10 protein-coding genes are annotated in these 13,312 nt (G+C 44.7%); 7 read left to right on the plus strand and 3 right to left on the minus strand.

Annotated elements, in window-relative coordinates; all coding sequences use genetic code 11:
- The first annotated feature begins 340 nt into the window (after nucleotides 1-340).
- Complete coding sequence (locus IRJ18_RS15285) at nucleotides 341-2,734, plus strand: TonB-dependent receptor (protein WP_228072887.1); 2,394 nt, start codon at nucleotides 341-343, stop codon at nucleotides 2,732-2,734.
- Between the two features lie 121 nt (nucleotides 2,735-2,855).
- Here IRJ18_RS15285 and IRJ18_RS15290 read toward each other — a convergent pair whose 3' ends face one another.
- From IRJ18_RS15290 to dinB, 3 genes are all read right to left on the minus strand, one after another.
- Nucleotides 2,856-3,689, minus strand: coding sequence for a hypothetical protein (locus IRJ18_RS15290; RefSeq protein ID WP_194107182.1), 834 nt, complete (start codon nucleotides 3,687-3,689; stop codon nucleotides 2,856-2,858).
- The gene (locus IRJ18_RS15295) at nucleotides 3,689-3,907 is read right to left on the minus strand and encodes a DUF2442 domain-containing protein (protein ID WP_194107183.1); all 219 of its coding nucleotides are present in this window, start codon (nucleotides 3,905-3,907) and stop codon (nucleotides 3,689-3,691) included. Before IRJ18_RS15295 ends, IRJ18_RS15290 begins: the two co-directional genes overlap by 1 nt.
- A gap of 372 nt (nucleotides 3,908-4,279) precedes the next feature.
- The gene (dinB, locus tag IRJ18_RS15300; protein ID WP_194107184.1) at nucleotides 4,280-5,392 is read right to left on the minus strand and encodes a DNA polymerase IV; all 1,113 of its coding nucleotides are present in this window, start codon (nucleotides 5,390-5,392) and stop codon (nucleotides 4,280-4,282) included.
- Between the two features lie 128 nt (nucleotides 5,393-5,520).
- Between dinB and IRJ18_RS15305 the strand changes: the two genes are divergently transcribed.
- The 6 genes from IRJ18_RS15305 to IRJ18_RS15330 all read left to right on the plus strand — a co-directional run bounded on the left by IRJ18_RS15305 (nucleotide 5,521) and on the right by IRJ18_RS15330 (nucleotide 13,251).
- Nucleotides 5,521-6,162 (plus strand): DsbA family oxidoreductase, encoded by a 642-nt coding sequence (locus IRJ18_RS15305; protein ID WP_228072889.1) that lies wholly within the window; start codon nucleotides 5,521-5,523, stop codon nucleotides 6,160-6,162.
- Nucleotides 6,163-6,450: 288 nt separating this feature from the next.
- On the plus strand, nucleotides 6,451-7,461 hold the full coding sequence (gene recA / locus IRJ18_RS15310; RefSeq protein ID WP_194107185.1) for a recombinase RecA: 1,011 nt from the start codon (nucleotides 6,451-6,453) through the stop codon (nucleotides 7,459-7,461).
- Between the two features lie 161 nt (nucleotides 7,462-7,622).
- A complete protein-coding gene (gene pyrR, locus IRJ18_RS15315) occupies nucleotides 7,623-8,165 on the plus strand; it encodes a bifunctional pyr operon transcriptional regulator/uracil phosphoribosyltransferase PyrR (protein ID WP_194107186.1) in 543 nt (180 codons plus the stop codon).
- 3 nt (nucleotides 8,166-8,168) lie between these two features.
- The gene (locus tag IRJ18_RS15320; protein WP_194107187.1) at nucleotides 8,169-9,092 is read left to right on the plus strand and encodes an aspartate carbamoyltransferase catalytic subunit; all 924 of its coding nucleotides are present in this window, start codon (nucleotides 8,169-8,171) and stop codon (nucleotides 9,090-9,092) included.
- A gap of 60 nt (nucleotides 9,093-9,152) precedes the next feature.
- Nucleotides 9,153-10,364, plus strand: a complete 1,212-nt coding sequence (locus IRJ18_RS15325) for a glycosyl hydrolase family 8 (protein WP_194107188.1) — start codon at nucleotides 9,153-9,155, stop codon at nucleotides 10,362-10,364.
- 193 nt (nucleotides 10,365-10,557) lie between these two features.
- Nucleotides 10,558-13,251: a valine--tRNA ligase gene (locus IRJ18_RS15330; protein WP_194107189.1), complete on the plus strand. Its 2,694-nt coding sequence runs from the start codon at nucleotides 10,558-10,560 to the stop codon at nucleotides 13,249-13,251.
- Nucleotides 13,252-13,312 lie beyond the last annotated feature (61 nt).

Consider the following 13,312-nt stretch of genomic DNA (forward strand, 5'->3'; position numbering starts at 1 on the left):
TTTGTGCCATCCCTAAAATGGCTATGTAAGCAAATTCGGGATCAGGTTTTCAAAATTGAAAATAAAATATACCTTTGCCCCATAATTCTCAAGGGGGTGCCTTGCTTTGAGCAATCAAAACTGAAAGACAGGCTGAGATCATACCCATTGTTTAAGTATAAAGTCTAAAAGTATTTAGTCCGAAGTCAGCGCGTTCGACTTAAGACTTTAAACTACCGACTTAAAACTTAAACATACACCTGATCCGGATAATGCCGGCGGAGGGAAAGGTAATAAGTTAAGTGTACTGCACATTGTACCCTGGTGGGCAGATGGTTTAACAAGTTTTATTTAACACACATTGAAAAAATTATTCACGGCGATAACCGCCCTGCTGCTGCCTGTCCTGGCCGTGGCACAAATTGTAGTATCTGGTACAATATCAGATATCAAAACCCATCAGCCGCTGCCTGGCGCTACTATCAGTATCCAAAACACATCTATTCAAACGGCTGCCGATCAAAATGGTAAATACCGGCTAAACATCCCTCAAAGCGGTAATTATGTTATCAATGTATCATATATCGGCTATTTTACAGCCACACATACACAGCAGATTAGCAGCAGTTTGGTATTGACGATCGCTTTATCACCTAATACCTTTTTAACCGAGGAAGTAACCGTAAACGGCACGCGTGCAAGCAGTAAATCGCCAACGGCATTTACCAATCTTAACAAAAAAGATATCGATAAAAATAACTCGGGCCGGGGTTTTGAATACCTGCTGGAGCAAACACCATCAACCGTGGTTACTTCAAATGCGGGCGCAGGCGTGGGTTATACCGCTATCCGTATTCGTGGCTCTGATCCTACCCGTATAAATGTCACCCTGAATGGCATCCCACTTAATGATGCCGAAGACCAGGGCGTTTATTTTGTCGATCTGCCCGATCTGGCTTCATCGGTAGATAATATCCAGGTGCAACGCGGTGTAGGCACATCAACCAACGGTGCAGGCGCTTTTGGTGCCAGTATCAATATCCAAACCACTACCCGCCGCGATTCGGCTTATGCCGAGTTGAATAACTCGGCAGGTTCATACGGCACTATCAAAAATACCGTAAGCCTGGGCACAGGTTTATTAAACGGGCATTTCAGTGTAGATGGCCGCTTATCGCGGATGAACTCGGATGGGTATATAGACCGTGCTTTTTCTAAATTGAAATCATATTTCCTAAGTGGTGCTTACTATGGCAAAAGCAGTGTGTTACGCCTGAATGTATTCTCGGGTTACGAGCAAACCTACCAGGCTTGGGATGGCGTGCCCGAGGATAGTGTAAAAGCCGGAAACAGAAAGTATAACGAGTTGGGTTATATTAACAGCAATGGCTCTTACTATAAAAACCAAACCGATAACTATACGCAAAATTATTACCAGTTACTGTACGACCAGCAATTGAGCAGTAAGCTTTCATTCAGCGGCGCGCTGCATTATACCAAAGGCTTTGGCTATTACGAGGAGTTTAAGAACGATCAGACCCTGGCCGATTATGGCGTTACCCCTGTTACCGTTGGCGGGACTACCATCACAGAAACCGACCTGGTGCGCCGCCTTTGGCTGAACAATGATTTTTATGGGTTAACTTATAACTTCAATTACATAGCATCGAACAAACTTGATTTAAAACTGGGCGGTGCTTACAATGAATATAAAGGTCAGCACTATGATAATATTGAGTGGACCCAACAAAGCACTAATATTTTACCTGATTATGAGTACGCCCGCAATAATGCCAAGAAAACCGATTTCAATATCTTCGGCAGGGCTGAATACCGTTTAGGCGATGTATTGTTGTATGGCGATTTACAATACCGCCATATTTACTATTCGTTCCTGGGGTTTGACCGTAACCTGAACAATGTGCAACAGCAGGCCAGTCTAAACTTCTTTAACCCTAAAGCCGGTATAACTTATAGTCTTAATGATCAAAGCAATATCTATGCCTCGGTTGCAATTGCTAACCACGAACCTAACCGCAGCGATTTTACCAATTCATCACCGTTAAGTCGCCCGAAGGCCGAGCATTTGACTGATTTTGAGGCAGGTTATCGTTTCAGTCAGCCAAACTTTGGCGCAAGCATCAACGGCTTTTATATGCTGTATAAAAACCAACTGGTACTAACCGGATCGCTGAATGATGTAGGAGAAGCTATCCGTACCAATATTGATAACAGCTACCGGGCGGGTATTGAAGGCAGCGCGCGGATAAAGATTGCCCAACCGTTAACATGGTCGGTTAATGCAACGGTGAGTGCCAATAAAGTAAAGAATTTTAAACAGTTTCTATATAACTACGATACCGATAAGCTGGATGCAACCCAATACAGTAAAACTGATATTGCCTATTCGCCAAACTTTACCGGATCGAGCACTATTGCTTATAGCCCGATAAAAAATACTGAGATTGCTTTCATTAGCAAATATGTAAGCAAACAATACCTGGATAACACCTCGACCGCGAGCCGTTCCCTGGATGCTTATTTTGTGAATGATGTGCGCCTGAACTATAATTTCAGCTTTAAAGGTGTTAAAAATGTAGGTGTAGGCTTGCTGGTAAATAACGTATTCAGCAAAAAGTATCAATCAGACGGGGCTACTTACCCAGATGTTGAAGGTGGCAAAGTGGTGAACTATAACTACTTTTTCCCTCAAGCGCCGATCAACTTTTTAGCAAGTTTGAATGTGAGGTTTTAATAACCTGGTATTCGAATAATACACACCATGTCATTTCGAACCGGAGGGAGAAATCTTTTACACGCGACAATCATGCCGTAGAAGATTTCTCCTCGTACCTCGTTCGAAATGACATTTTTATTTATTCCTTAGCCTTAAACCGCGGCTTAAAACCCATGGGTTTTGGTGCAGTAGAGGCGGGCTGTTCGGCTGGTGGTTCATCAGTTTTTTCTTGGGCTGCAGGCGGCGCGGCTTCAGCGGGCTGTTCTTCTGCCGGTTTGTTGGTTACTCCAGCTTTAAAACGTGGCTTAAAACCCACTGGTTTTGGTGCGGTTTCAGCAGACTTTTCAACTGTGGCATCTTCCGTTTTTTCTTCAGGTGCCGGTATAACCTCAGCCGGCTTCTCTTCAGCAGGTTTATTTGTCACACCTGCTTTAAAACGTGGCTTAAAGCCCACCGCTGGTTTGGCCTGTGGCGCCTCAGGCGATTCTTCAATAGGTTTTGCCTCTGCGGGTGTTTCCTCTGCAGGTTTTTCTTCCACTGGTTTACTTACCATACTTGCCTTGAAACGTGGTTTAAAACCAACGGCAGGTGCCGGGGTTGGCGTTTCGGCAGGTTTGTCTTCAGTTGGTGCAGGCATTGCTTCAACCGGCTTATCTTCCGCTGGTTTATTAACTATACCCGCCTTGAAACGAGGTTTAAACCCTACTGATGCCGGTGCGGCCGTTTCAGTCAACGCTTCTGTAATAGTCTGTTCAGCAAGTTGATTTTCAATATGAACCTTCTCAACTTTAGCTTCAACAGGGGCAGGAAAGCGGTGGCGCAACTGGTTGAACCAATACTTTTTGGTATGGTCGAAGCTTTTTTCGCCCATCCATTCATAGTGGTCCTTAAATTCAGCAAATAATCCAGGCTCGCCGTTTTGCAGGGCGGACAGATCTATTTTCTTCTTTTTAAAAAACTCTTCAAACGTCATCAGGACAAGTTTATATCAACATTCAATCTTTCCCAGCGGATGCCTTTATCGGTCAGATGCCAGTCGGCTTGTTCATCGGCGCTGGCATTTTTTAGCTGCGGCATCCAGGTAAGCGGAATAGCCTGCTGCTTGCCATCAGGTGTTTCCACAAAAAGCATATCATCCTGAAAGGATAGTTTAATATCTTTTTTTTGCTTACGCGATGTGAACAGTGCCATACAAAGCAAAGGTGGTTAATTTGTGTTGGGGATGGAAATAAAAAATGAATAAACCATAACCAAAACACGTCATTGCGAGCGTAGCGTGGCAATCCCCGATAAGCAGAGCGGCTTGCATGTCGGGGATTGCCACGTCGTTTCACTCCTCGCAATGACGTAGTTGTATATTTACCGCCATTGTTGGTGTTGTCACCAACAATTTCTAAATAGCCCTGCGAAATGTTGTTGGAGACAACTCCAACAACGGCCTGAAATTTAAATAATAATTTCACTCAACGTCATGCCGAACTTGTTTCGGCATCCCACTTGTAAGTATTAGCGTAGCAGGCATGATGAGATCCTGAAACAAGTTCAGGATGGCGCTTTTGTTAGCTATTCATCAAAAATGGACAACTGCCCGGTATTATCCTGTTTGGGCGGGCGTTCCTGTAGTTCGCCAAAGTTGGATAGTGATATACCCAGCAAGCGGATGCGCACATTTTCAATGCCGCTGTTCAATAGCAGGTTTTTAGCGGTAGTTACAATAGTTTCATAATCATCTACCGGTTTGCTGAACGATTGGTTACGGGTGATCTGCCTGAAATCGCTGTATTTTACTTTGAGCGTAATAGTCCGGCCCTGCAATTCATAACGCCTCAGGCGCTTAACAACGGTCTCCCCTATTTTGTCCAGTTCGGCATTCATCTCTTCTACCTCCGTCAAATCATACGGAAAAGTATCCTCGGCGCCCAGTGATTTTGTCTCGCGGTGCGGCTGTACGGGCCGGTCGTCAATCCCACGTACTATCTGGTAATAAAACCTGCCCGTCTTACCAAAATTGCGGGCCATTTCTTCCTCGGTCAGCTTTTTCAGATCGGCACCAAAATGCAGGCCCATACGTTTCATTTTATCGGCTGTAACCTTGCCAACACCATAAAATTTCTCCACCGGCAAGGTTTCCATGAACGCTTCGATATTAGATGGGCCAATGAACTTCAAACCGTCGGGTTTGTTGATATCAGAAGCTATTTTGGCAACAAATTTATTTATGGAAACACCCGCAGAAGCCGTCAGTTGCAATTCATCTTTAATAGCTTGCTTTATTTCTTTGGCAATATCAATAGCCGAGCCGATACCCAGTTTATCAGTAGTGACATCAAGGTAGGCTTCGTCTAGTGATAAAGGTTCTATTAAATCGGTATACCGGCTAAATATCTCGCGGATGTGCCGCGATACTTCTTTGTAAGCTTCAAATCGCGGCCGGATAAATATGGCATGCGGACAAAGTTGCTGCGCCCTTTTAGATGGCATGGCCGAGCGGACACCAAACTTACGCGCCTCGTAACTGGCAGTAGCTACTACACCTCCCCTGCCTTCAGGTAAGCCACCAACCACCAGCGCCTTGCCCCGGTACTCGGGGTTATCCCGCTGCTCAACCGACGCGTAGAAAGCATCCATATCAATATGGATAATTTTACGGTAAATGGTTTCAGCAGTGGTTTCCATTGGCCATGCAAATTAGGAAATTTTGGCAAAAGCTATCGTAATTAGCCACCCCGGCGTGCCCGCAAATTGCGGCAATATTACCACACCCTGACAAACCATTTTTTAGCTTTGCTGCTTAAATAACTAATATGATGAAAGTTGAAATATGGTCGGATGTGATGTGCCCGTTTTGTTATATAGGCAAGCGCAGGTTTGAAGAAGCCCTGGCACAATTCCCCAATGCGGATAAGGTGGAAATTACCTGGAAAAGCTTCCAGCTAAACCCAGACCAGGTGACCGACCCAACCATTAGCATACATCAGTACCTGGCCGATATTAAAGGCTGGCAACTGGATTATGCCAAACAACTGAACCAGCAGGTGAGCGATATGGCCCAGTCTGTTGGGTTACATTACGATTTTGACCGTGCCGTGGTAGCTAACAGTTTCGACGCGCACCGCTTGGTGCAATTAGCCAAAAAACATAACCTGGGTGATGCTGCCGAAGAAGCGTTGTTTAAAGCCTACTTTACCGAAGGCAAAAACATTGCGGACAATAATACATTAATTGCATTAGGCACAAGCATTGGCCTTGATGCTGATGAGCTGAAGCAGGTGCTTAATACCGATGCTTACGCCGACGCCGTTAAGCACGATATTGAAGAAGCCCAACAACTGGGCATCCGCGGCGTGCCGTTTTTTGTAATGAACGATAAATATGCCGTATCGGGCGCGCAACCCACCGAGGTATTTTTGCAAACGCTGGAAAAGGCGTTCGAAGATGTTCAGTAAGTCGCGTTAGGGTTGGAAGTGGATACCGGCCTCGTGGCTAATGCCTGCAGTATAAGCGTACAGCCCGGGCCGAAGGCAACGCTATATTTATTAACTTTCAATACCGTCAATGTGGATAAACAAATTTGCCAACCTGTAGGCATATCCCTATGTTTACTTAAGGATTGTGGTTGAATTCTGCTAATATTCTAAGCTGAAAATCAACGTTTCAGAATTTCTTTAAAATAATTACTAAAAAAATTAGTAATTGTAAATTATTTATTTACATTTGTATATACAATTTTTAAGATGAGTAACGCAGATAAATTAAAAGCATTGCAGCTTACCCTTGATAAGCTGGAAAAATCGTACGGTAAGGGAACTATTATGAAACTTGGCGATACCGAGATTGAGCCTATCGAGGTGATTTCGACCGGATCGTTGGGTTTGGATATTGCCCTGGGTGTAGGCGGTTTGCCTAAAGGCCGTGTGATAGAAATATACGGACCGGAATCATCAGGTAAAACTACTTTAGCCATACACGCCATTGCCGAATCGCAGCGTAACGGTGGTATTGCTGCCTTTATTGATGCGGAGCATGCGTTCGACCGCTTTTATGCCAAAAAATTAGGCGTAGATGTAGAGAACCTGCTGATCTCTCAGCCGGATAACGGCGAGCAGGCTTTAGAAATTGCTGATAACCTGATCCGTTCGGGCGCTATTGATATTTTGGTAATCGACTCGGTTGCGGCTTTAGTGCCAAAAAGCGAGATAGAAGGCGAAATGGGCGATTCGAAAATGGGCCTGCATGCACGTTTAATGTCTCAGGCATTGCGTAAGCTTACCGGTACTATTAGCAAAACCGGGTGCTGCTGTATATTCATTAACCAATTGCGCGATAAAATTGGCGTAATGTTTGGCAACCCCGAAACTACAACCGGTGGTAACGCCTTGAAATTCTATGCTTCAGTACGTTTGGATGTACGCCGTATATCGCAAATTAAAGATACCGACGAGGTTTCAGGTAACCGGGTAAAAGTTAAGATTGTGAAAAACAAAGTGGCACCGCCATTCCGCATAGCCGAGTTTGATATTATGTTTGGCGAAGGTATATCCAAAGCTGGTGAAATTATCGATCTTGGTGTTGATCATAACATCATTAAAAAATCGGGCTCGTGGTTTAGCTATGGCGAAACCCGCCTTGGCCAGGGCCGCGACGCGGTGAAACAACTGATACTGGATAACCCGGAGCTGATGGAAGAATTGGAAGCTAAAATAAGGGAAGTAGTAACCGGCGATAGCCTGGCTGAAGCGGAATAAGTTTTTTTGAGTTCCGAGTCTTAAGTCGGATTTTATATAACGAAAACGTCCTGATCGGTAAACGGTCAGGACGTTTTTGTATTTGGAGAGTATTAAAAACTTTAGACTTATGGCTACGGACTTTAAACTTATTTCCTACCTTTGCCCAAATCAACCCAACGATGCTTAATCCTACCCTGCTCGACGGTCCGAAATTTCAAATTACCATACAACGTTTATGCCGTCAGTTAATTGAAAATCATAACGATTTTTCTAACTCAGTCATTATCGGTATACAACCACGTGGTATTTATCTGGCCAAGCGCATAGCAGAAGAATTACGCAAGATATTACCAGAAAGCACTATCCTGCACGGCGACCTTGACATCACTTTTTACCGTGACGATTTTCGCCGCCGCGAGCAATTAATACCCAACCAAACCCGTATTGACTTTGTGATGGAAGGTAAAAAAGTGATCCTGATGGATGACGTGCTTTGGACCGGCCGTACTATCCGCGCGGCTATGGATGCCCTGATGGCTTTTGGTCGCCCGGAGAAGATAGAATTTTTGACACTGGTGGACAGGCGTTATTCACGTCACATTCCTGTCGCTGCAGATTATACAGGCATTGAGGTAGATTCCATAGCGTCGCAAAAGGTAGTGGTAAGCTGGAAAGAAACGGACGGTGAAGATAAAGTTGTTTTATTATCAGATAGAAACTAAAATATGGCTTTAAGCACAAGACATTTATTAGGAATTAAAGACCTTACAGAAAACGATCTTCAACTGATATTTGAAACGGCTGATAATTTTAAGTCGGTGCTGAACAGGCCGATAAAAAAGGTGCCTTCGCTGCGTGATGTCACTATTGCCAATATCTTCTTTGAAAATTCAACCCGCACGCGTCTTTCATTTGAATTAGCCGAAAAGCGCCTTTCGGCGGATGTAGTGAACTTCGCGGCTTCTTCATCGTCGGTAAGTAAAGGCGAAACACTGATAGACACCGTAAACAATATCCTGGCCATGAAAGTGGACATGGTGGTAATGCGCCACCCCTATGCGGGTGCGGGCGTATTCTTATCCAAACACGTAAAAGCCCAGATAGTGAACGCCGGCGATGGCGCACACGAACACCCTACTCAAGCCCTGCTTGATGCGTTTTCCATCCGCGAAAAATATGGTGATGTGGCCGGTAAAAAAGTAGTGATTGTTGGTGATATCCTGCACTCGCGTGTGGCGCTTTCCAATATCCTTTGCCTTAAAATGCTGGGAGCTGAAGTTATGGTTTGCGGGCCAACCACTTTGATCCCCAAATACATTACATCCTTAGGTGTAAAGGTGGAACACGATCTGCGCAAAGCCTTAAACTGGTGCGATGTAGCCAATATGCTGCGCATACAATTAGAACGGCAGGACATTAAGTACTTTCCCTCGCTGCGCGAATACACCATGCTATACGGCTTGAATAAAGAGATACTGGATTCGCTGGATAAAGAGATAACCGTGATGCACCCGGGCCCGATAAATCGTGGTGTGGAGATCACAACAGATGTAGCCGACAGCAAACAATCCATCATACTTGACCAGGTGGAGAACGGTGTTGCCATACGTATGGCAGTGTTATTCCTCTTAGCAGGTCAAACGGAATAAGAGATCTGTATTATGATGCGGCTATCTCATGTACGCATATTTAGCTAACAGGAGATGTAAATGATAAGACGGATTTGGCCCTTCATTGTATTATTAAATCTAAGCGTTACGTTACATGCCCAGCGTATGCCTTTTCCCCGGCATGTAAAATATGCGCCTGGCAGTATTAAACCCAATCATCTTTCCCAACAGCAATTAGACAAACAGGTAACCACGTTCTATATCCAATGGAAAAAGCGGTATGTAAAACACTCATGTACACCGGGCGAGGACTATATTTGGTTTGAACGCCCGGGCAATAAGCAAAGTGTAAGTGAGGGACAAGGTTACGGCATGATGATCACCGCGCTGATGGCTGGTTATGACCCTTCGGCTAAAGCCACATTTGATGCTTTGTTTCGCCACTATAAAAGTCACCCGGCAAAGTCAGGCCAGCATCTAATGGGCTGGGCACAAGGCAAGGGTTGCAAAAACACCGATCATTCTTCGGCCACAGATGGCGATATGGATATTGCCTATGCGTTATTGCTGGCGGATAAAGAATGGGGCAGTAGCGGGCTTATGAATTATTCCCATGAGGCGCGATTATTATTGGCTGATATTATGCGTTATGAGATCAACCCTAAAACCTACAACATTCTCATCAGCAACGGCGCCGAATATGACAGTGCTGATTATTACGATACCCGATCGTCTGATTTTATGCCATTGCACCTGCGGGCTTTTAAAGCGGCTACTGGCGATGCGCGCTGGGATAAAGTATTGAACAATACTTACCGGTTGTTCATCACCATGCAAAATAGGTACAGCCCCGATGCTGGTTTGCTACCCGATTTTATCCGAAATGTTAAGCACCCGCGCCCTGCCAAAGCATATTATCTCGAATCAAAATATGACGGCGCTTATAACTACAATGCCTGCCGTGTACCCTGGCGCATTGGGGTTGATTACTTGTTAAATGGCGATGCCCGCGCCAAAGCCATCACCGGTAAAATAAATCGGTGGCTGCGTGAAACTACCAAAGGTAACCCTGATAATATATCAGCCGGTTATTCTTTAGAAGGTAACGATTTACCGCAGCGGTACTTTGAGGCGCTGAGTTTCATCGGCCCTTTCGCAGTATCGGCTATGACAGAGAGCAGAAACCAGCAATGGCTTAATTCAGTTTGGGATTATCTGATCCGCTTTAAGCTTAAGGATTATGATTATTACGATAACAGCATTAAAATGCTGGATATGATAATTATCAGCGGCAATTACTGGGGACCATGATTTAAGGATGGCAGGATTATTCTCATGCACGTCATAGCGAGCGTAGCGTGGCTATCCCCGATAAGGAAGTTGCCTGCAAAGTGGGGATAGCCACGTTGTTACACCCCTCGCTATGACGGACTAAAGCCTCTTGCTGACTTTCCTAACTTTCAGCCTTTCCCACTTCCCCCAAAATCCGTATTTTTGCATACTTATGAATATTTCTAAAACGTATCAGCCCAAGGAAGCCGAAGACAAGTGGTATAATTACTGGTTAAACAATGGTTTTTTCCGCTCAGTACCCGATGAGCGCGAGCCTTACACCATTGTGATCCCGCCGCCAAACGTCACCGGTGTGCTGCACATGGGCCACATGTTGAATAATACTATCCAGGATGTGCTGATACGCCGTGCCCGCATGCAAGGCAAAAACGCCTGCTGGGTACCAGGAACCGATCACGCCAGTATTGCTACTGAAGCTAAAGTAGTAGCCATGCTGAAAGAGCGTGGTATCGACAAAAAAGACCTCAGCCGCGCTGAGTTTTTGAGTTATGCGTGGGAATGGAAAGAGAAATATGGCGGCATCATCCTTGACCAGTTGAAGAAATTGGGCGCTAGTTGCGATTGGGACCGTACCAAGTTTACCATGGATGATGACCTGAGCGATGCAGTAATAGAGACCTTTATACATCTTTATAATAAAGGCCTGATCTATCGTGGCGTACGTATGGTGAACTGGGACCCGCAGGGTAAAACCGCAGTAAGCGATGAGGAAGTTATCCGTAAAGAAGTAAATCAGAAACTGTACTATATTAAATATCCTTTATTAGGTGTAAATACCGTAAAATCTGTTAATCATAAAGCCGAGCTCCCGGACCATATTGTCGTAGCCACTACTCGGCCAGAGACTATTATGGCCGATGCGGCTATATGTGTTAACCCAAACGATCCAAGATACGTTAACTTAATTGGAAGGCAGGTAAGAATACCATTAATAGACCGTCCAATTGATATAATTGCGGATGACTACGTTACAATGGACTTTGGCACGGGCGCCTTAAAAGTTACCCCGGCGCACGATTTGAACGATTATGAACTGGGCCAAAAACACCATCTGCCGGTTATTGATATTTTGAACGACGACGGCACACTGAATGAGAACGCCCAAATTTTAGTTGGCGAGGAGCGTTTTGCTGCCCGTAAAAAAATAGCTGTGTTGCTTGATACTGCCGGCGCACTGGAAAAAATTGAAGATTATAAATCGCAAATTGGTTTTAGTGAACGTACGGATGCGGTTATCGAGCCCAAACTATCTATGCAATGGTTTTGCAAGATGGATGAGATGGCCAAACCCGCGCTGGATTATGTACTAAAAGGCGATATCAAGCTGATCCCCGAAAAATTCATTAACACCTATCGCCACTGGATGGAAAACGTGAAGGATTGGTGCATTAGCCGTCAATTATGGTGGGGGCAGCAAATACCGGCCTGGTATTTACCTAATGGTCGGTTTGTAATTGCTAAAACTGCTGAAGAAGCGCTTGAACAAGTCTTAAGTTCTAAGTCTGAAGTCTTAATAAAGAACTTACCTTCGGACTCAGAACTAACGACTTCAGACTTGACACAGGATGAAGACGTACTGGATACCTGGTTCTCATCATGGTTGTGGCCAATATCGGTTTTTGATGGCTTTAAGGACCCTAACAACGCCGATATTAACTATTACTACCCTACTAACGATTTGGTTACCGCACCCGAGATCTTGTTCTTTTGGGTAGCACGTATGATTATGGCCGGGCACGAATTCCGTAACGAGGTGCCGTTTAAAAACGTATATCTTACCGGCATCGTTCGCGATAAGCTGGGCCGCAAAATGTCTAAATCATTAGGCAACTCACCCGACCCGATTGAGCTGATGGATAAATACGGCGCAGATGGTGTACGCGTAGGCATGCTAATGTCATCACCCGCGGGGAACGACCTGATGTTTGACGAAAGCCATTGCGAACAGGGCCGTAACTTTGCCAACAAAGTTTGGAACGCGTTTAAACTGATAAAAGGCTGGGAAGTTGACGATAAGCTAAGCAACCCAAATACCACTGCCATTGAATGGTTTGGCAGCCGCTTTAATGAAGCGCTGGCCGAGATTGAAGACAACTTTAAACAATACCGCCTGTCGGAAGCGTTAATGGCCACCTACAAACTGGTATGGGACGATTTTTGCGCCTGGTACCTGGAAATGATCAAGCCGGTTTACCTGCAGCCTATTGACAGGGAAACCTACACGCAAACCATTAAATTTTTTGAGGATGTATTGAAAATCCTGCATCCGTTTATGCCCTTCATTACCGAGGAGCTTTGGCATGATGAATTATTTGGAGAACGTTCTGCCTATGATTGCTGCATTGTGGCACAAATGCCCAAATCCGGGAAATTTAATACCCAGCTTACCGCTGAAATAGAAGTGATTAAACAAATTATTGCCGATATACGTAACACCCGCAACAGCAAGCAGCTATCGCCAAAAGAGAGTTTAGCGCTGAGTATAAAAGTTAACTCGGGCATTAATTACCAGCAATACCAGCCGGTTATTGCCAAACTGGGTAACATTAGCGCGATAGACTTTGTAAACGATAGCATTGCCGGGGCTTCCAGCTTTTTAGTGGGTACAGATGAGTTTTACATACCCCTGGGCAACAATATTGATGTGGCTGCCGAAACCGAACGCCTGCAAAAAGAGATCGAATACCAGCAGGGGTTTTTAAAATCGGTAATGGCTAAACTTTCTAACGAACGTTTTGTACAAAATGCAAAGCCGGAAATTGTAGAGAATGAAATGAAGAAAAAGGCCGATGCGGAAGCAAAAATTAAAATACTTACAGAAAACTTAGCAGCGCTGGCAAACTAATTGCATCAGGACAGGTACACACAATAATATTTGATCTTTATCATATATTTAAATGTTGTTG

The sequence above is a fragment of the Mucilaginibacter boryungensis genome (assembly GCF_015221995.1).
Lineage (GTDB): Bacteria > Bacteroidota > Bacteroidia > Sphingobacteriales > Sphingobacteriaceae > Mucilaginibacter > Mucilaginibacter boryungensis.